This is a genomic window from Methylobacterium sp. Leaf108 (assembly GCF_001423265.1).
Lineage (GTDB): Bacteria > Pseudomonadota > Alphaproteobacteria > Rhizobiales > Beijerinckiaceae > Methylobacterium.
This window is the reverse complement of record NZ_LMND01000007.1, coordinates 24,159-41,800: the sequence shown is the minus strand read 5'-3', so window position 1 is coordinate 41,800 and position 17,642 is coordinate 24,159. Positions and strand designations below refer to the sequence as shown.

19 protein-coding genes are annotated in these 17,642 nt (G+C 71.0%); 1 reads left to right on the top strand and 18 read right to left on the bottom strand.

Annotated features, from left to right (window positions below; translation table 11 throughout):
• Window positions 1-37: 37 nt before the first annotated feature.
• The gene (locus ASF39_RS06705) at window positions 38-397 is read left to right on the top strand and encodes a hypothetical protein (RefSeq protein WP_210168657.1); all 360 of its coding nucleotides are present in this window, start codon (window positions 38-40) and stop codon (window positions 395-397) included.
• A gap of 152 nt (window positions 398-549) precedes the next feature.
• On the opposite strand, the gene ASF39_RS06700 is transcribed toward ASF39_RS06705, so the two are convergent.
• From ASF39_RS06700 to ASF39_RS06615, 18 genes are all read right to left on the bottom strand, one after another.
• Window positions 550-1,560, bottom strand: a complete 1,011-nt coding sequence (locus tag ASF39_RS06700; protein ID WP_056282090.1) for an alpha/beta hydrolase — start codon at window positions 1,558-1,560, stop codon at window positions 550-552.
• Window positions 1,561-1,567: 7 nt separating this feature from the next.
• Complete coding sequence (locus ASF39_RS06695; RefSeq protein WP_056282088.1) at window positions 1,568-2,176, bottom strand: tetratricopeptide repeat protein; 609 nt, start codon at window positions 2,174-2,176, stop codon at window positions 1,568-1,570.
• A gap of 88 nt (window positions 2,177-2,264) precedes the next feature.
• Window positions 2,265-2,390: a type B 50S ribosomal protein L36 gene (gene ykgO / locus ASF39_RS06690; protein ID WP_055886195.1), complete on the bottom strand. Its 126-nt coding sequence runs from the start codon at window positions 2,388-2,390 to the stop codon at window positions 2,265-2,267.
• Between the two features lie 223 nt (window positions 2,391-2,613).
• On the bottom strand, window positions 2,614-2,940 hold the full coding sequence (locus ASF39_RS06685) for a YciI family protein (protein ID WP_055886185.1): 327 nt from the start codon (window positions 2,938-2,940) through the stop codon (window positions 2,614-2,616).
• Between the two features lie 10 nt (window positions 2,941-2,950).
• Window positions 2,951-4,303, bottom strand: a complete 1,353-nt coding sequence (locus tag ASF39_RS06680; protein WP_056282085.1) for an HlyD family type I secretion periplasmic adaptor subunit — start codon at window positions 4,301-4,303, stop codon at window positions 2,951-2,953.
• Between the two features lie 23 nt (window positions 4,304-4,326).
• A complete protein-coding gene (locus tag ASF39_RS06675) occupies window positions 4,327-6,075 on the bottom strand; it encodes a type I secretion system permease/ATPase (RefSeq protein WP_055886179.1) in 1,749 nt (582 codons plus the stop codon).
• A gap of 366 nt (window positions 6,076-6,441) precedes the next feature.
• Window positions 6,442-7,557 carry a photosynthetic reaction center cytochrome PufC gene (gene pufC, locus ASF39_RS06670; RefSeq protein WP_055886176.1) on the bottom strand — a complete coding sequence of 372 codons (1,116 nt, stop codon included), beginning with the start codon at window positions 7,555-7,557 and terminating at the stop codon, window positions 6,442-6,444.
• Complete coding sequence (gene pufM / locus ASF39_RS06665; RefSeq protein WP_055886173.1) at window positions 7,554-8,531, bottom strand: photosynthetic reaction center subunit M; 978 nt, start codon at window positions 8,529-8,531, stop codon at window positions 7,554-7,556. Before pufM ends, pufC begins: the two co-directional genes overlap by 4 nt.
• 24 nt (window positions 8,532-8,555) lie before the next feature.
• On the bottom strand, window positions 8,556-9,380 hold the full coding sequence (gene pufL, locus ASF39_RS06660; protein ID WP_055886171.1) for a photosynthetic reaction center subunit L: 825 nt from the start codon (window positions 9,378-9,380) through the stop codon (window positions 8,556-8,558).
• A gap of 176 nt (window positions 9,381-9,556) precedes the next feature.
• The gene (gene pufA, locus ASF39_RS06655; protein ID WP_055886168.1) at window positions 9,557-9,742 is read right to left on the bottom strand and encodes a light-harvesting antenna LH1, alpha subunit; all 186 of its coding nucleotides are present in this window, start codon (window positions 9,740-9,742) and stop codon (window positions 9,557-9,559) included.
• A gap of 13 nt (window positions 9,743-9,755) precedes the next feature.
• Entirely contained in the window at window positions 9,756-9,986 is a 231-nt protein-coding gene (gene pufB / locus ASF39_RS06650; RefSeq protein WP_055886165.1) for a light-harvesting antenna LH1, beta subunit, read from the bottom strand.
• 117 nt (window positions 9,987-10,103) lie between these two features.
• Window positions 10,104-10,328 (bottom strand): hypothetical protein, encoded by a 225-nt coding sequence (locus ASF39_RS06645; protein WP_055886163.1) that lies wholly within the window; start codon window positions 10,326-10,328, stop codon window positions 10,104-10,106.
• A 98-nt stretch (window positions 10,329-10,426) separates the two neighbouring features.
• Window positions 10,427-11,893, bottom strand: coding sequence for a chlorophyllide a reductase subunit Z (bchZ, locus tag ASF39_RS06640; RefSeq protein WP_055886160.1), 1,467 nt, complete (start codon window positions 11,891-11,893; stop codon window positions 10,427-10,429).
• A complete protein-coding gene (gene bchY / locus ASF39_RS06635; protein ID WP_055886157.1) occupies window positions 11,893-13,470 on the bottom strand; it encodes a chlorophyllide a reductase subunit Y in 1,578 nt (525 codons plus the stop codon). Before bchY ends, bchZ begins: the two co-directional genes overlap by 1 nt.
• Before the next feature lie 7 nt (window positions 13,471-13,477).
• Complete coding sequence (locus ASF39_RS06630; protein WP_055886154.1) at window positions 13,478-14,494, bottom strand: chlorophyllide a reductase iron protein subunit X; 1,017 nt, start codon at window positions 14,492-14,494, stop codon at window positions 13,478-13,480.
• Complete coding sequence (gene bchC, locus ASF39_RS06625; protein WP_056282082.1) at window positions 14,491-15,429, bottom strand: chlorophyll synthesis pathway protein BchC; 939 nt, start codon at window positions 15,427-15,429, stop codon at window positions 14,491-14,493. Before bchC ends, ASF39_RS06630 begins: the two co-directional genes overlap by 4 nt.
• 131 nt (window positions 15,430-15,560) lie before the next feature.
• Window positions 15,561-16,721: a methyltransferase gene (locus ASF39_RS06620; protein WP_056282080.1), complete on the bottom strand. Its 1,161-nt coding sequence runs from the start codon at window positions 16,719-16,721 to the stop codon at window positions 15,561-15,563.
• Window positions 16,722-16,728: 7 nt separating this feature from the next.
• Complete coding sequence (locus tag ASF39_RS06615) at window positions 16,729-17,610, bottom strand: polyprenyl synthetase family protein (RefSeq protein ID WP_056282076.1); 882 nt, start codon at window positions 17,608-17,610, stop codon at window positions 16,729-16,731.
• Window positions 17,611-17,642: the final 32 nt, after the last annotated feature.

Sequence of the window (17,642 nt, the reverse complement as noted above, 5' to 3'; positions counted from 1 at the left end):
GGGCCAACAATCGATGAACTGGGGGTTTTTGACCATGATGGGAGTTTTGAGATCGGGTTTCGTCGCCCTGGCGATGGGTTTGAGCCTGCCGGCCCTGGCCGGGGGCCCGGGCACCTATTCCGTGAAGGGCAACAACGGCACCGCCGATACCGAATACGCGGGCACGCTGGTCATCACCCAGACCAGCAAGGACACGTTCCGGCTGAACTGGAACATCGGCGGCGACAAATACGTCGGCTACGCGGTCGGTGACGCCCGCATCATGGCGGCGAACTTCACCAGCAGCGGGTCGAGCGGCACGGCGCTCCTGGTCGAGGACGACGCCGGCGGCTACAAGAGCATCTGGGCCTTCAACGGCGAGACCAAGCTCGGCGTCGAGATCATCAAGCCGAAGTAGGCGTGGTGTGCCATTTCCGGTTGAGCACGTCGTGCTGCGGACATGGGCTACGCTCAGGCGCCGCGCGGGCGCGGTGATACGGTTCCCGCTTGATGCAAGCGGCAAACCGTATCACTCCACGCGAGGCCCCGCCGCCGGATCGGCGCGCGGGGCTACGGCACGCCCGCCCGCTTCGCCGCTGCGATGCGCTCGGCCAAAGCCGCGACCTCGGTCGCCAGCGCCTCGGCGGCCACGATCTGGACCATGTGGCCGATGCCGGGCAGCACCACGAGCTTCGCCTGCGGGATGAGGCCGGCGAGCGGCTTGCCCTGTCGTTCGGTCACCACCACCGGATCGGCATCCCCCGCCACGATCACCGTGGGCACGGCGAGGGTGCCGTAGCGCGGGGCCTGGCGCGCGAGGGCGTCGGGAAGGGCGACGAGATCCTGGACGTTGGCCCGCAGGGTCGCGGGCCGCAGCACCAGGGCCGCCCGGCTGGTGTCGATGTAGTCGTCCGGCGCCGCCTGCGGCCGGAACACCGTGCCGCCGACCCGCGGCAGGGCATAGAGGCCCACCGGGCTCGCCAGGGTCCGGCTGAGGACCCACAGCACCGGGGGTTCGAGCGCGAGGGTCCAGTACCAGGGCAGCGTGATCGCCTGCGGGAACGGCAGGGCCACCGGCGAGACCAGGACGAGGCCGGACACGGCGCCGGGATGGTCGAGGGCGATGGCCGCGGCCAGCGCGCCCGCCCAGGAATGGCCGAGCACGATCGCCGGTCCGGTCCCGAGCCTGTCGAGGGCCTGCGCGATGGCCCTGGCCTGCGCCGCCGGGGTCGCCATCGCGCCCCCGTTCAGGCGGTCGCTCCAACCGAAGCCCGGCCGGTCGAAGGCGATCACCCGGAAGCCCTGCGCGGCCAGGCGCCGCCCGACGCCCTCCATCGGGTCGGAGGCATTGGCCGAGGCGCCGTGCAGCAGCACCACGGTGCCCTTGGCCGAGGGGTTCGGCCCCGCCTGGATCGTGGCGAGGCGCCCACCCTCCACCGTCACGAACGGCCCCTGCGGCGGCAGGCGCGCGCCGATGCGCAACTCGATGATCAGCGTGGCGACGGCCGCGGCCGCGAGCACGCCGGCCACCACGGCGAGCAGCCCCGCGGCGAGGCCCGCGATTCCCTGGAGGAGGCTCACCGACGCGCTACAGGTCGCGCCCGTCGACGTCCGGCACGAGCTTGTCCAAGGCGGATTTGAGGTTGGGCATGCGCGGGTAGAGAGCGGCGGCGCGGCGGAAGCAGTCCAGCGCCCGGCCCTTCTCGTCGATGGACATGTAGATCCGCCCGAGCGCCGCCCAGGCCTCGAAATGGCGCGGCTCGATCACCAGCGTCCGCTTGAGGTCGGAGATCGCGCTCGCGGAATCCTGCAGCAGCCAGAACACGGTGGCGCGCCGGTTCCACCCCTCCGACCAGCCTGGCTCGAGGGTGGTGGCACGGTCGAGCAGTTCGACGGCCAGGGGGAAGTCCCGCCCGCTCATCGCCTGCCGGGCACGTTCGGTGAGGAGGTCGGCCGTGGCGCTGCCCGACCGGTCGAGGCGGCGCTCGATCAGGCCGGCGATGCCCTTGGCCTCGGCGTCGTCCTCCGCCGCCCTTAGGCGTGCGTACAGTTCGTCGAGGGTGAGGGGCTGGGCCTTGGGCGCGGGGGCCGGTTCGGGCGCCGCCGATGCCGGCGGGATGGCCGCCGGCACGACGGCGACGGCCCATCCCAGGCAGAGAAGCGAGGCGGCCGAGCGGGCGAGGAGGGATCGCGACATGGTGCGAGCATTCCCGCACCGGCCGGTCCCGTCAACGTGCCGCGCTGACGCGTCGATCCGACCCGCGTCGGTCGACGCGAGGGCCGGCTCAGCCCTGGCGGGCCTTGAAGCGCTTCTGGGTCTTGTTGATGATGTAGACCCGGCCCTTGCGACGCACGATCTGGTTGTCGCGATGGCGGCCGCGCAGCGACTTGAGGGAGTTGCGAATCTTCATCGGTCTCACGTCGGCCCGGTCCGGCCGCCTGTCCAAAGGGTCACGGGAACGGAGCGCCCATGGCCGCCCCGGCGATGAGTGCTGACGCATCGCGGAAAGGCGGTCGCCATACCAGCATTCGAGGCGGAAAAGCAAGGCTTTCGGCGACGCTTCGTGTCGGGGAGCTGCGGCCCGCGGTTCTCTCGCCGGCGCCGGCCGCCGGGGCAGGGCGGGGCGAAGGCCGCTACGGGCCGACCGGCCCGATGCCCGGCAGGGAGCCGCTGGACTCCTCCGTGAAGGTTCCGAACACGGGGTCCCAGGCCGCGATCGACACCGCCTCGTTGACCCCGTGGACGGCGAAGGGATCGGCCTCCACCAGGGCCCTGACCTCGGCTTCGTCGGCGGCGGAAAAGATCAGGAACCCCATGCGCTTCTGCGTTCCCTTGAGGGGGCCGGCGGCCTTGAGCACCCCGCGCGCCACGAGGTCGTGGAGGTAGTCCACGTGCGGGCGCAGGTGGCGCTCCCAGCCGTCGCCGTCGGGGTGGGTCAGGGTGACGATGAAGACCGGCATGGGACGTCCCTCAGCGCTCGCGCCAGGCCTTGGCGACCTGATCGGCCAGCGGTTTCGTCAGATACGACAGCACCGAGCGGTCGCCGAGCTGCATGAAGGATTCCACCGGCATGCCCGGCACGAGGCGGACCTTGCCCAGGCGCGCCTTCTGGTCCTCGGGAATCGCGATGCGGGCGGTGTAGAAGGTCAGGCCGGTCTTCTGGTCCTGGGTGACGTCGGCCGAGACCCGGCTGACGATGCCGTTGATCTCCGGCGTGACGTGCTGGTTGAAGGCGGCAAAGCGCAGGACCGCCGCCTGGCCCAGGCGGACGTTGTCGATGTCCTGGGGCTGGATGCGGACCTCCACGGCGAGCTGGTCGGCCTCCGGCACGATCAGCATCGCCGGCTCGCTCGGGGTCACGAGGCCGCCGATGGTGTGGACGGTCATCTGATGGACCGTGCCGTCCTGGGGGGCGCGCATGTCGACGCGCTTGAGCTGGTCCTCGGCCGCGACCTTCTTCTCGACGTATTCCGACCAGCGCCCGCGGATCTCGGCCATGTCCTTGCCGACCTCGCTGCGCATGTCGGTGTCGATCTGGATGATCTGCAGCTCCGTCTCGGCGATCTTGCCCTTGGCCGAGGCGATCGAGGCCACGAGCTGGCCGCGCTCGCCCACGAGGCGGGCGCCGTCGCGCTCCAGGGCGTTGACGCGGGCCAGGGAGACCAGGTTCTTGGCGAAGAGCTCGCGCACGCCGGTGAGTTCGCCGCCGATGAGGGCGATCTCGCGTTCCTTGGCGGCGGCCTGCTCGGTGAGCCCGTTGATCTCCTGGCGCAGCTGGGCGACCCGCTCGCGCAGCTGCGACTTCTGTCCCTCGCGCCCGGCCACCCTCGCGGCGAACAGCCGGCCCTCGCCCTCGATCAGATGGGCGACGGACGGGTCCGTGTCCTTGCGGGCGACGAGCTCGGGCGGGAAGGTCACGGCGGCGGCCCCGTCGCGCTCGGCCTCGCCGCGGGCGCGGCGGGCGGAGAGCTCGTCGAGGGCCTTGCGGACGATGTCGAGGTTGGCCCGCGTCTGGGTCTCGTCGAGGCGGATCAGGATGTCGCCGGCCTTGACCCTGGCGCCGTCGCGCACCCGCAGTTCGCCGACGACGCCGCCGGTGGGGTGCTGCACCTTCTTGACGTCGGATTCGACCACGAGCTGGCCCGGCGCGATCACCGCGCCCGAGATCATCGTGAAGGTGGCCCAGCCGCCGACGCCGACCACGAGGGCGACGCTCAGGCCCACCGCCAGGGCGAGGTGACGGCGGATCGAGCCGTGGGCGGCGTCCCGCGGCAGCGCCGGCGCGACGGGGGAAAAGGCGACGGTCTGGACGGCGGCGGTCATGGGGGGCGCTCTCTCGAAAAGGGTCAGGCGCTTTCCTGCAGCGTCACGGCACCGGGGGTGGCCGCCCGCGGCACCGCCGCCTCCGCCGGCGCGGTGCGCAGGACGCGCTTCAGGACCTCGTCCTTGGGACCGAAGGCCTGGGCGCGGCCGTCGGCCATCATCAGGATCAGGTCGACGGCGGCGAGCGCGCTCGGGCGATGGGCGACGACGACGCAGATGCCGCCACGCTGGCGCACGCCGAGGATCGCCTGGGTGAGGGCGTTCTCGCCCTCGTTGTCGAGGTTGGCGTTGGGCTCGTCGAGGACGACGAGGAAGGGATCGCCGTAGAGGGCGCGGGCGAGGCCGACCCGCTGGCGCTGGCCCGCCGAGAGGCCGGCGCCGTTCTCGCCGAGCCGGGTGTCGTAGCCCTCCGACAGGCGCAGGATGAGGTCGTGGACGCCCGCCGCCTTGGCCGCGGCGATGATGTCGGCCGAGGACGCGTCGGGATCGAAGCGGGCGATGTTCTCGGCGACCGTGCCGCCGAACAGCTCGACCTCCTGCGGCAGGAAGCCGATGTGGGGCCCGAGGTCCGCGCTCGACCACTGGTCGAGGGCGGCCCCGTCGATGCGGACCTTGCCGCGCAGCGGCGGCCACACCCCGACGAGGGCGCGCACCAGCGAGGACTTGCCCGATGCGCTCGGCCCGATGATGCCCAGGCCCTGCCCGGCCTTCAGGCCGAGACTGAGGTCCTGCACCACGAGGCGCTGGGCACCGGGGGGGGCGATGCTGACGCCCTCCACGGTGACCGACTGGCTCGGGGCCGGCAGGGAATGGGGCTGGCCGGTGGCCGGGATGCGCGCGAACAAGTCCGACAGCCGCGCCCAGCTCTGGCGGGCCTGCACGAACCCCTTCCAGTTGGCGATGGCGAGTTCGGCCGGGGCGAGGGAGCGGGCCACCAGGATCGAGGAGGCGATGATGATGCCCGCCGAGGCCTGGTTGTTGATGACGAGCCAGGCGCCCAGCGCCAGCACCCCCGACTGCAGCGCCATGCGGAAGACCTTGGAGCCGGCGCCGTAGCCGCCGGCCACGTCGGCGACCTGCTGCTGCGAGTCCATGTAGTCGCGGTTGGCGACTCCCCAGCGGGTGGCGAGCCGGCCCTGCATGCCCATCGCCGCCAGCACCTCGGCGTTGCGCCGGCCGGCTTCGGCCAGGCCGTTGCGGCGCATGCCGTGGGCGGTCGAGGTCTGCGAGGGCTCCCGCGTCGAGCGGTCGGTGAGATAGGTCAGGACCGCCAGGATCGCGGCGCCGGCCACCGCGGCGACGCCGATCAGCGGATGGAACAGGAAGCAGATGCCGACGTAGATCGGCATCCACGGCAGGTCGAACAGGGCGGAGGGGCCGGTGCCCGAGAGGAAGGCGCGCAGCTGGTCGAGGTCGCGCAGCGGCAGTAGCCCGTCGCCGGGGGCGGCCCCCTTGAGCGGCGCCCTCACCACGATGTCGAACACCCGCGCGCTCAGGGCCTCGTCGAGGGCGGCCCCGACGCGGGCCAGGATGCGCGAGCGCAGCATCTCGAGGACGCCCTGGAAGGCGTAGAGGACGAGGGCCAGGACCACGAGGCCGACCAGGGTCGGCACGCTCCGGCTCGGGATCACGCGGTCGTAGACCTCGAGCATGAAGAACGAGCCGGTCAGATACAGGACGTTGATGAGCCCGCTCATCACGCCGACGCCGATGAAGGCCGCGCGGCAGCGGGCCAGGGCCGAGACGATCTCCGTCGATCCGCGCGTCTTCATGCTGCGCCCACCCGCCCTGCTGGTCCGTTCGTCCGACCGGTTCCTAACCGTCCGCCCGCATCACGAATATGACGTTGGTCACACACGTTAGCCGCCGAATCGATCGGACCGCCGATCGATAGCAGAAATTCGTCATCGCAACCTTAGGCCGGGCCGCCCCCGTGCCGCCGGCCGTGGGCCGTGAGTTTTGGGTGTCGGGTGTCGGGTGTCGGGTCTTGGGTCTCGGGCCTTGGGCCGTCACCGGTCGGCGGCATCCGCCGCACGCGCGGCGGGGCTCGGCCGGCGGCTCCGCCCGCCAACGCGAAAGGCCGCCGGACCTCGGGTCCGGCGGCCTCGTCGTCGTCGCGGGCCTTGGGCCGGGCGCGGCTACTGCGGCGGCTTCTGCTCGGGGGTCGGTGCCGCGGGCGCCGGTGCCGGGGGGGCCGGCTCGGTGGTCGCGGCCGCCGCCACCACCGGTGCGGCGAGTTCCGGGTAGGCGTCGATCACGTTGGCGCCGTTGAGGGGCTTGCTGACGCCGTTGTGGCAGGTGGTGCAGTTCACCTTGGGCACGTCGCCCAGGGCGCCGAGGCGGTTGGCCGGGAAGGTCGAGGTCAAGGGCTCCATGTAGTCGCCGTTGATGTCCCGGACCATCCGGATGCCGTGCCAGGCGGTGGTGCGCTGGGGCGTGCTCTGCGACCAGTCGGAGACCGCCCGGGTGTTGTGGCAGAAGGTGCAGTTGACCCCCAACCCCTGCGACATGTGGATCATCAGGCCGAAGGTCTTCTCGGCCTCCTGGATCGGCTTGCCCTTCGAGGTCGGCAGCGCCGTGGTGGCGTTCACGCGGATCGCGGTCTCGTCGATGTTCTTGGTCGAGAAGTACTCGGTCAGGGTGTCGTAGGGCAGCGAGGCGAGGCCCACCGAGGGCGAGGCCATGTTCTGCCCGTTGTTGCGGGGTACGAAGCCCGAGGTGGCATTGGGGCCGGGGTCGGTGAACCAGATGTTGGCCGGCACCGGCTGGCCGCGGTGGCAAGTGTAGCAGGTGACGCCGGCGCCGCCCACGTGCTTGTCCTTCCAGGTGCTGTTGATGTGCTGGGTCATCTGCAGCATCCGGCGGGCGACCTTCTTCTGGTAGAGGCTGTCGTCGGCCATGTTCTCGGTGTTGTGGCAGTAGGTGCAGCCCTGTTCGGGGGAGACCCACTCCGTCATCGAGGCCATCAGGCGGTTGAACTCGTTGGTGGTGATGTTCTGCAGGACCTGGACGTTCTCGTAGGTCTTGCCGGCGAGTTCCTCGCCCGGCTCCGCCGGATCGGCGGGGGCGGGCGCCACGTTGGCGGCCTTGACCTCGGCGGCGTCCGCCTTGGTCTCGACCTGGGCCATCGCGGTGCCGCGATAGCCGTTCTGGCTGGTGACGAGGGGCGGGCGGTCCCACCCGGCGGTCCCGAACATCGCGACCGTGAGGAAGAAGGCGATCGCGGCCCCGACGACGGTGAAGAAGACTCTCATTTGGCTGCCCCCGTGGCGCTCAAGGGATCGACGATCGGGGCGTAGACTTCCGGATAGCTCGGCGCGACGCCGTGCTTGACCGCCCAGAGGTACCAATTGTCGACGACGGTGCCGGTGAGCAGGATGCCGATGCCGCCGGTGAGGGTGGTGAGGACGGCAAACCACCAGGCCCAGCGGTGGATCGATTCCATGGTGGCGTTGAAGCCCATGGTCCAGCGCCAGAACAGGGCGGCGCGCTCGGTGGCCGTGCCGCGATCGACGATCTGGTCGATCTCACGCTCGCCGCCGAAGCGGCTCACCGCCAGGATGGTCGCCCCGTGCATGGCGAACAGCAGCGTCGACCCGTAGAGGAAGACGATCGAGAGCATGTGGAACGGGTTGTAGAAGAGGTTGCCGTAGCGCAGCGAGAAGGCGGCGGTCCAATCGAGGTGCGGGAAGATGCCGAAGGGCACCGCCTCGCTCCAGGAGCCCATCATCACCGGCCGGATGAAGCCGAGGACGAGGTAGAGCCAGATCGCCGAGGCGAAGGCCCAGGGGACGTGGTAGCCCAGCCCCAGGGCCTGAGCGCGGCGGAACAGGCGCACCCACCACAGCATCACCGAGGCGGTGAGGAAGAAGCCGGCGATCAGCCACCAGCCGCCTTCGTTGAGCGGGGGCAGCACCCGCAGGCCGTGCCTGGGCAGGGGCGGCTCGAGGGCGAGCCAGGGCAGCTGGCGGACGAACTGGATCGGGTCCCAGTTCACGCTGGCCCACATGTTGAGGCCGATGATCTCGAAGGCGATGAGACCGCAGGCCAGGGAGAGGATACCGAGGTATCCCCCGTAGATCGGCCCGACCTGGGCGTTGCCGATGAGGCCCATCAGGTAGCTGTTGAAGGGCTTGCCCCAGCGCTTGTCGGAGTCCACCGGAACCCCGAGGTCGGGGACGACCGGCCTGACCTGCACCGCTGTGAAGATGTTCTGGTAATATGCCATGGCGGGTGTTTCCCTTTCCGCTCGTCAGCGCCAGACCGGGAGATTGAGCCACCAGCCCCACCATTCCGGCCAGCCCTGGGTCCAGAAGGGTCCGCTGATGATGATGCACACGGCGCTCCAGAAGCCCGCCGAGAGCGCGAGGAACAGGCCGAGGCGGTGGATGCCCAGCGTGCCGATCGAGTAGCCGATGGTGTCGCGGAAGAAGGTGTCCTCGTGCTCGGGGGTCTTCACCACCTGGCCCTTGCCGGGGTTGGTGGCCGAGAGGATGAGCGAGCCGTGGAGCGACAGGGCGAAGGTCGTCGTGAAGAAGAACGACACCGCCAGCATGTGGGCCGGATTGTAGTGGAAGTGCAGGTACTGGTAGCCGGTGTTCGACACCCAATCGAGGTGGCTGAGGATGCCGTAGGGGAAGCCGTGGCCCCAGGCGCCCATCAGGAACGGCCGGATCACCACCAGCGCCACGTAGGCGAAGATCGCCACCGCGAAGGCGAACGGCACGTGGTAGCCGATGCCGAGCTTGCGGCAGATCTCGACCTCGCGCAGGGCCCAGGACACGAACGAGCCCACGGCACAGAAGGTGATGATCTGCCAGAGCCCGCCCTCCTTGAGCGGGGCCAGCGCCAACCCGTACTTCAGGTCGGGGGGCGCGATGTTGATCTGCCAGATGTTCCAGGTCGGTCCCAGGGCGGCGCCGTAGACGATCAGCGCGGTGCCCAGCACCGAGAAGAACAGCGTCGTGACACCGAAGAAGCCGACGTAGAACGGCCCGACCCAGAAATCGAACAGGTCGCCGCCGACGAGGGTGCCGCCGCGGACCCGGTATTTTCGTTCGAAACTCAGCATCGCCATGGCGGAGACCTCGACTTGGTTTCCGGCGCGCTATGGGACTGCGGCGCCGGCATGGGACGCCTCGGGCGGGGCCGACGGAGTGTCGGCGCCCCGCCCGAGGCAGGCCCATCGATGAGGGGATGGGAGGTCGGCACGTCCGGACGGCGAACCGGCCCGGACGCGCGAGGGTGATCCGATCAGGTCGGAGTCGGGGCGACGATGGACAGCGCGTGCGCCGCCTTCTGGGCCTTGGGGCCTTCCAGCCAGTTGAACCGGTCGGTGCTGAGCAAGATGAAGTGGATCAGCAGCGCCAGGATGAACAGGAAGGTGAACAGGGCCACCAGTGTCCGGCGGGGATCGAAAAGAAGCCAAACCTTGTGCATGGTGTGCTCCTCCTTACGAGATCAGCGAGACGAGGCCGTGCGCGGCGCTCGTGACGGTATCGAGGGCGGCGTAGCCCTTGGGGCCGGGCAGCCACGGACGCCACATCCAGACGAGGATGTGCGCGACCACGGCGACCGCCGTGAAGATGATGAAGCTCGTCAAGAAGATCGCGTGGAACTCCTTGGCTTCCGGCTCCGTCAGCCCGGACAGGCTGCTCGGTTTTTCGACTATTCCATTTGCCATTGCTGTGAGCCTCCGCTCTGACAAGCCGCGCCGATGCGGTGCGGCGGGTATCGCCGGGACCAGAGTGCGGCCCGGCGGATGGGGGATCCTTCGATGGAGGCGGCCGGGACGGCCGCGTCAGCCCATGAAGGCGAAGGGAATCGCTTGGACCGCCATGGCCTTGGCTTCGGCGAAGACCGAGCGGCGCTGGGCGGGCAGGCGGCGCGCGTCGGATGCGCCAGGCGCCAGGCGCTGGGCCACGGCCGCGATCAGGAAGAACGGGTAGGTCGCGGCCAGGATGACCCGGAACTGAATTTCGTCCTGGTGCTGGCGCGACGACATCGGGTTGAGCGTGCGTTGCATGACGTGGGGCTCCTGTTCGCGGGACGCGGTGCGCGGCGCCGGGAATGCTGTGTGCGGGAAAGCGGATGGAGGGGTGTGCGCGGGTGCGGCGGACGCGGTCATGCGGCGACTCCCTGCTTGAGCCCGTCGTGCGCGCGGGCGACGTGGGTCTCGGCGACCCGTTCGAGCCCCTCGCCGCGGGCGCCGCGTTCGGCGGCGTCGCGCAGGCGCTTGGCCATGGAGATCCGCACCAGGACCGGCTGGCGCTCGACGAAGTCGTCGAGCAGCGTGCGGGCCTCGTCGTCCCAGGGCAGCTCGCGGTGGAGCCGGGCCGGGGTCGCCTCGACCGCATCCATGTCGCGGGCGAGGGGGATGATGTGGAAGAGCATGTCGAACAGGGCGTTGCAGACCTCCTGGACGAGGTAGGTCGCCCCGGAGAAGCCCATGAACGGCGTGCCGGTGTGGCGCCGGATGATGGCGCCGGGGAAGGAGGCCGGCACGAACACCGCCCGGCAGCCGCTCTCGGCCGCGTACATGCGCTCGTTGAACGAGCCGAACAGCACCAGCGGCGGGTTGGTGGCGATGAGCTCGCGCACCGCCGCGTTGTCGGTCTTGGCGCCGGCCAGCCGCGAGACCGCGAAGGTGCAGGGCAGCCCCATCTCGTCCTCGAGGAAGCGGCGCACGCCCCTGGCGTAGGTCTCGGAGGCGACGATGCCGAAGCTCGCCGTGCCGAAGAAGTCCTGGGTCACCGACCGCCACAGGTCCCACACCGGCTTGATGGTGGTGTGCTTCTCGCGCTCGATGAACGGCTCGGGGTCCACCCCCAGGATCTCGCCGAGCTTGCGCAGGAACTTGGTGGTGGCGTGGATGCCGATGGGCGCCTGCAGGTAGGGGCGCTCCAGGGCCTCGCACAGCAGGCGGCCGAACTCGCGGTAGAGGCAGATGTTGGCGTCCGCGTTCACGAGCTTGGGCACGTCGGCCAGGTGCGATCCGAGCGGGAAGGCCAGGTTCACCTCGGCGCCGATGCCCTCGACGAGGCGGCGGATCTCGGCGAGGTCGGAGGGCATGTTGAAGGTGCCGTAGGCCGGGCCGATGATGTTGACCCGCGGCTTCTCGCCGTCCTTGCGGGCGGGCCGTGCGGGAATGCCCTTCTTGGCGAACTTCCTGGCGCCGTACTCCTGCCAGAGCCAGGACATCGCCCGGTCGGCGGTCTGCCACTGGTCCTCGTCGATGGTGCGCGGCAGGAACCGCTGGATGTTGGTGCCCTCGGGCGTCACGCCGCCGCCGATCATCTCGGCGATCGAGCCGGTGACGACCACGCTCGGCATGCCCGGGTCGAGGGTGGCATGGGCCCGCTTCATCGCGCCCTCGGTGCCGTGGCGGCCGAGTTCTTCCTCGGCCAGCCCCGTGACGACGATGGGCAGTTCGTGCGGCGGCAGCGCGTCGGTGTAGTGCAGCACCGAGGTGACGGGCAGGTTCTCGCAGCCGACGGGGCCGTCGATGACGACCTGCAATCCCTTGATGGCGGTGAAGACGTAGACGGCGCCCCAGTAGCCGCCGGCCCGGTCGTGATCGAGGACGAGCATCAGGCCATCTCCCCGATCGGATTGTGCGCGGGCTTCTCGCGCTTGGCCGAGGCGACGTTCTGGCGGAGCTGCGGAACCTCCTCCCAGATGCCGGCGGCATGGCCCTCGCCGACGCCGGCGAAGAAATCGCGCATCCGGTCGAACCGGGGCCGGTTGCCCAGCGCCGCGTTGATGACCTTGGCCAGCGACCCGGCGCCGGCGACGCCCATGAGCGGGCGGGCGGAGATGAGGTTGGTGAAGTAGAGGGCGGGCAGCGCCATCTCCTTGGCCTTCTGCACCACCGGGGTGGTGCCGATGGCGAGATCCGGCTTGAAGTGATGCATGGCGTAGAGGTCGTCCTCGAGGGAGGCGCGGTAGCGGACCTCGACCCCGCGGGCCTCGAGCCAGTCGCGGTCGGCCTCCGAATAGGGCGTCCTCGGGCAGGCGGTGCCGACGTAGCGCAGGTCGGCGCCGCTCTCGACGAGGAGCCGGCCCACCAGGAGCTCCGAGCCCTCGTAGCCCGAGAGGGTGATCCGGCCCGCGATCGGGGCGTCGGCGAGCACGCCCTTGATCATCGGCAGGAACCGGTTCTTGGCGGCCTCGACGGTGGCGCGGGGCACCGCGCAGGCCTCGCCGATCCGGTCGAGCCAGTCGGCGGTGCCGTCGTGGCCCACCGGGGCCGAGCCGACGATGGGGCGACCGGCCAGCGAGAACTCGCGCATGGACGCGGTGTAGAACGGGTGGATCGCCGCCACGGCCGCGCAATCGAGGGCGGCGTAGAGCTCGCGCCATTCGCGGGTGGGCACGACGGGACCGGCGGCCAGACCCAGCGGCTCCAGCATCGACCCGATCACGACGGGGTCGGCGGGGAACATCTCGCCGAGCAGCGCCACGGTGGGGCGCTCGGAGCGGCCGCTGCGGGGCGCCTGGACCGGGCCCTGCTCGACTTCGGTGCGGGCGACCTTGAGCATCGCGCCGGCCAGCACGTCCTTGGCTTCCGCGTGGGTGGGGACGCCGAAGCCCGGCACGTCGATGCCGATGATGCGGACCCCGTCGATCTCCTTGGGCAGGAGGCGCAGCGGCACGCCGGAGGCGGTGGGGACGCACAGGTTGATGACGACGACGGCGTCGTAGTCGGCGGGCTTGGCCACCTCGAACACCGCCTCGCGGATGTCCTCGAACAGCTTGCCCGTCACCAGGGATTCGGAATTGAAGGGCACGTAGCCCACCGTCCGCTTGGCCCCGTAGAAATGCGAGGTGAAGGTGAGGCCGTAGACGCAGCAGGCCGAGCCCGACAGGATCGTCGCGGTGCGGCGCATGCGCAGGCCGACGCGCAGGGAGCCGAAGGCGGGGCACATGCTCTGGGGCTGGTCGTGCGGCCCCTGCGGGTAGTCCGCCCGCAGTTGATCGAGGGTCTCGGACATGCCGGCGGCCTCGGCCGCCGCCGTCATCGCCGCCTTGCCGGAATGGCAGCCGAGGCCGTCGCCGGTGGTGGCGGCCAGGTTGACCGCCTCGGCCGGAACCGGGGGGGCGGCGAGCGTCGAGGCGGGGCGCTCCTTACGGGCGCGCAGGTCGGCGATGTCGAGGGTGACGGCCATGGTGCCCTCAAACCTCGTCGTAGATGACTTCGAGGGACGGCTTCACGACGTGGGCCGTGCCGCACATGTCCTCGAAGGTGGCGGGCACCAGCGTCACGCCGCGGCCCACCGCCTCGCCCTTGAACAGGCCGAGCAGGCCGTCCTGGCTGAGCGGCGTCGGGTGGTTGGCCTTGGCGTCGTGGACGTTCTGGGCGAGGTCGGCGAACAGCGAACCCCAGGGGCTCTCGGGCCGGCCGATGATCTCGTAGTTCGCGCTCTTCTTGCGGATGTCGTCGTCGGCCGGGATCGAGGCCAGGACCGGGATGCCGACCGCCTCGGCGAAGGCCTGGGCCTCGCCGGTGCCGTCGTCCTTGTTGATGACGAGGCCGCCGACGCCGACGTTGCCGCCGAGCTTGCGGAAGTATTCCACCGCCGAGCAGACGTTGTTGGCCACATACAGCGACTGCAGGTCGTTGGAGCCGACGACGATGACCTTCTGGCACATGTCCCGGGCGATCGGCAGGCCGAAGCCGCCGCAGACCACGTCGCCGAGGAAGTCGAGCAGCACGTAGTCGAAGCCCCACTCGTGGAAGCCGAGCTTCTCCAGGAGTTCGAAGCCGTGGATGATGCCGCGCCCGCCGCAGCCGCGGCCGACCTCCGGCCCGCCGAGCTCCATCGCGTAGACGCCGTCGCGCTTGAAGCAGACGTCGCCGATGGCGACCTGCTCGCCGGCGAGCTTCTTCTTCGTCGAGGTCTCGATGATCGTGGGGCAGGCGCGGCCGCCGAACAGGAGCGAGGTGGTGTCGCTCTTGGGGTCGCAGCCGATGAGCAGGACCTTCTTGCCCTGCTGGGCCATCATGTAGCTGAGGTTGGCCAGGGTGAACGACTTGCCGATGCCGCCCTTGCCGTAGATCGCGATGATCTGCGTCTCCTTGGTGGCCTTGGTCGGCACCGGATCGGGCTCGATGCCGGCTTCGATGCGCAGGTTCTGGGACTGCATGGCCTCCGCGCCCTTGAGCGCGGCTCCGTTCAGCGGGATGTTCATGAACGGGTGCTCCAATCGAGGATCATCTTCAGGCACTCCGGCTCGCCGAAGGCCGTGCGATAGGCCTGCTCCGCCGCCGCCGTCGGGCTGCGATGGGTGATCAGGCCGTCGAGACTCAGGCGCCCGCCCTCGATCAGCGCCATCACCGCGGCGAGATCGTCCGGCTGCCATTGCGCGGCGACCCGGATGCGGGCCTCGCGCATGAAGGCCTGGGGGAAGGCGAAGGAGAGGGATGCTTCGTAGAAGCCCGCCAGCACGACCTCTCCGCCGGGCGCCAGCCGCCCGATCAGGGTGTCGAGGAGGCCCGCGTCGCCGCTCACGTCGGTGATGGCGGCGTAGTCGCGGCGCTCGTCGTAGACCGGGTCGATCACCGCGTAGCCGTGGTCGCCCGCGGCCCGGACCGGGTTGGTCTCCCACACGATCGGAAGGCCGCCGGCGATGGCGGTGAGGCGGGCGAGCAGGCGTCCGAGGACGCCGTGGCCGACGATGAGGGAGCGTTGGCCCGGAACCACGTGGCGCAGGGCGTGATAGGCGGTGGCAGCCAGGGCGATGAGGATGCCGCGCTCGCCGAGCGAGGCATCGACCGGCACCAGGCGCGAGCCGGCGCTGACGAGGTGGGAGGCGGCGCCGCCGAACAGGCCGCGCACCGGGCCGAAGCAGCGGGCGCCGGGAACGAAGACGGTCTGGCCGACCCGCAGGCCGGAGCCCTCGCCGGCTTCCACCACCTCGCCGACCGACTCATAGCCGGGGACCAGGGGGTAACCCATGCCGGGGAAGGGCGGCATCCGGCCCGACCAGAGCAGGCGCTCCGTGCCGGTGCTGATGCCGCTCCAGCGCACCGCGACCACGGCGTCGTCGTGGCCGGGGGCGTCGATGGCGAGGTCTTCGAGGTTGAGCCGCTCTGGCTCGTGGAGGACGACGGCTCGGGCTTGCATCGAATGATCCTCCCCGCCTTTTGCGTCCGGCTGGTTCTGTCTGTGTCATCCTAGATAGACACTTCGGAACGTCAACTCTTATTTACGGCCGCGAGTGTCAAGTTGGCTTGTCACTCGCGCCGGGATGCGTCTCAGACCGCCGTCGCGGTGACGAGCCGGGTCAAGAGCGGGCGGCGGGTGGCGATCTCGCGGGGCCGGGCGAAGCCCGCCTCGGCCAGCAGCGGCGCCAGCTCGGCCGGGCTGCGGCAGCGGCCGGTGCCCATGGCGAGGAGATAGAAGCCGAAATAGGCGTCGGCGATCGGCGCGGCCCCGGGCGTGCCGGCCATCGGCTCGGCGATGAGCAGGGTGCCGCCGGGTGCCAGCGCGTCGCGGACCTTGCGCAGCAGGACCCGGACGGTGTCGTCGTCGTGGTCGTGGACCACGCGCACCAGGGAGATCAGGTCGGCCCCCGAGGGCAGGGGATCCTCGCGAAAACTGCCGCCGTGGGCGGTGGCGCGCCCGGCGAGGCCGGCGGCGGCGAAGTGCCGGCGGGCGCGTGCCGCCACGGGCTCGAGGTCGAACAGGACGAGGGAAAGGTCCGGCGCGCGGGCCGCGGCGGCGGCGAGGAAGGCGCCCTCGCCGCCGCCGACGTCCATCAGCCGCCGATGCGTGCCCAGGGGATAGGCGTCGAGGATGTCCTGCGCGATGAAGGCCTGGGAGGCGGCCATCAGGCCGCTGTAGGGCGCCACCGATTCGGGGCCGACCGCCTCGGGGCGGGCGCCGTCGGCATAGGGCCAGTAGGCGGACAGCCGGGTCGGGCCGGCCTCGCCCCGCAACAGGGCGACCGGATCGCGCAGGTCGTCGTAGAGCATGGCGTGATGCTCGACCATCGCGGCGATGGCGGGGTTGCCGATCAGCGCGGCGCCGAGGTCGGCCAGGGCGAAGCGGCCGTCGGGCAGGCGGGTGAGGAGATCGAGGGAGGCGGCGGCCTTCAGGAGGCGCAGGCAGCGCTCCGGCGGCAGGTCGAGGCGCACGGCGAGCCAGTCGACGGTGCGCGGCCCCGGCTCCAGCACGGCGAACAGGTCGAGGCGAACGCAGGCGAACAGGGTCTGCGAGTAGACGAAGCCGGCGCACAGGTCGAACAAGGCGCGGGTGTTGGCCCGCGCGATGCCGCGCGTCAGGGGAAAGCCCGCGGCCCAGCGCTGGAAGCCGGGCCGTGCCACCGTGCGGTTGCGGAAGGCGAGCCAGCGTTCGCGCCAGGAACGGGGCGCACCGGTCGCATGGAGGACCGGCGGCGCGCGGAGTTCCGCCATGTCCCGCTCACGCAAGCGCGAAGAGCTTTTCGGAGGCGAGGCTCGGCGGCAGGAACAGGCGGGTCTGGGCGACGATCTCGGCGCGCAGGATCTCCGCGCCGGGGCAGGGCGGGATGACCTCCACCGCCTCGGCCACGAGGTGGCGCAGCCGGGCCATGGCGCCGCCGACCCCGAGCAAGGCCGCCGCGTTGGGGCGGCCGAGGGTGGCGTCGCGGCCCACCGGCTTGCCGATCTCCTCCTGGCGGCAGGCGACGTCGCTCAGGTCGTCGGCGACCTGGTAGGCCTCGCCGAGGCATTCGCCGAGCAGGCGCCAGGGCAGGGGGGGAGCGCCGGCCGCGGCCGCGCCGGTCACGGTGGCGGCGGCGAACAAGGCCCCGGTCTTGGCCTGCTGGTATTCGGTGAGGCCGACCGTGAGTTCCGATTCCCAGGCCTGGCCCGCCACGATGCCGACGGGCGAGCCGACCGCGCGGGCGACGAGGCCGACGAGGGAGGCGAGGCGGGCGGGATGGCGTGCGGCGCCCCGCGCCAGGGTCTCGAAGGCGAGGACGATGAGCGCGTCCCCGGTGAGCACCGCCAGGGGCTCACCGAAGGCCGCATGCACGGAGGGCTTCTGCCGGCGCATCGGCGCGTCGTCGAAACACGGCAGGTCGTCGTGGACGAGGGAGGCGCAGTGCAGGAGCTCGATCGCGGCCGCGGCCGCATCGGCCCCGACCGGATCGTCGTCGCCGCAGGCGCGGGCCACCGAAAGGCAGAGCCGCGGGCGGATGCGATGGCCGCCGGGGAAGACCCCGTAGCGAATCGCCTCCGCCAGGCGCGGCGGCGCGCCGGGCGCCTCCGCATGGGCCACGGCATTGTCCAGGGCCCGCTCGATGCGCCGGTTGGCATCCATGTCCGCCACTCCCGTGTCTTTTCAAGTTGTCA

What these genes read in the sequence shown, in the direction of transcription:
- ASF39_RS06705 (WP_210168657.1), top strand. Translation starts at nt 38, where the DNA reads ATGGGAGTTTTGAGATCGGGTTTCGTCGCCCTGGCGATGGGTTTGAGC.
- ASF39_RS06695 (WP_056282088.1), bottom strand. Translation starts at nt 2,176, where the DNA reads ATGTCGCGATCCCTCCTCGCCCGCTCGGCCGCCTCGCTTCTCTGCCTG.
- ykgO (WP_055886195.1), bottom strand. Translation starts at nt 2,390, where the DNA reads ATGAAGATTCGCAACTCCCTCAAGTCGCTGCGCGGCCGCCATCGCGAC.
- ASF39_RS06685 (WP_055886185.1), bottom strand. Translation starts at nt 2,940, where the DNA reads ATGCCGGTCTTCATCGTCACCCTGACCCACCCCGACGGCGACGGCTGG.
- ASF39_RS06680 (WP_056282085.1), bottom strand. Translation starts at nt 4,303, where the DNA reads ATGACCGCCGCCGTCCAGACCGTCGCCTTTTCCCCCGTCGCGCCGGCG.
- ASF39_RS06675 (WP_055886179.1), bottom strand. Translation starts at nt 6,075, where the DNA reads ATGAAGACGCGCGGATCGACGGAGATCGTCTCGGCCCTGGCCCGCTGC.
- pufC (WP_055886176.1), bottom strand. Translation starts at nt 7,557, where the DNA reads ATGAGAGTCTTCTTCACCGTCGTCGGGGCCGCGATCGCCTTCTTCCTC.
- pufM (WP_055886173.1), bottom strand. Translation starts at nt 8,531, where the DNA reads ATGGCATATTACCAGAACATCTTCACAGCGGTGCAGGTCAGGCCGGTC.
- pufL (WP_055886171.1), bottom strand. Translation starts at nt 9,380, where the DNA reads ATGGCGATGCTGAGTTTCGAACGAAAATACCGGGTCCGCGGCGGCACC.
- pufA (WP_055886168.1), bottom strand. Translation starts at nt 9,742, where the DNA reads ATGCACAAGGTTTGGCTTCTTTTCGATCCCCGCCGGACACTGGTGGCC.
- pufB (WP_055886165.1), bottom strand. Translation starts at nt 9,986, where the DNA reads ATGGCAAATGGAATAGTCGAAAAACCGAGCAGCCTGTCCGGGCTGACG.
- ASF39_RS06645 (WP_055886163.1), bottom strand. Translation starts at nt 10,328, where the DNA reads ATGCAACGCACGCTCAACCCGATGTCGTCGCGCCAGCACCAGGACGAA.
- bchZ (WP_055886160.1), bottom strand. Translation starts at nt 11,893, where the DNA reads ATGCTCGTCCTCGATCACGACCGGGCCGGCGGCTACTGGGGCGCCGTC.
- bchY (WP_055886157.1), bottom strand. Translation starts at nt 13,470, where the DNA reads ATGGCCGTCACCCTCGACATCGCCGACCTGCGCGCCCGTAAGGAGCGC.
- ASF39_RS06630 (WP_055886154.1), bottom strand. Translation starts at nt 14,494, where the DNA reads ATGAACATCCCGCTGAACGGAGCCGCGCTCAAGGGCGCGGAGGCCATG.
- bchC (WP_056282082.1), bottom strand. Translation starts at nt 15,429, where the DNA reads ATGCAAGCCCGAGCCGTCGTCCTCCACGAGCCAGAGCGGCTCAACCTC.
- ASF39_RS06620 (WP_056282080.1), bottom strand. Translation starts at nt 16,721, where the DNA reads ATGGCGGAACTCCGCGCGCCGCCGGTCCTCCATGCGACCGGTGCGCCC.
- ASF39_RS06615 (WP_056282076.1), bottom strand. Translation starts at nt 17,610, where the DNA reads ATGGATGCCAACCGGCGCATCGAGCGGGCCCTGGACAATGCCGTGGCC.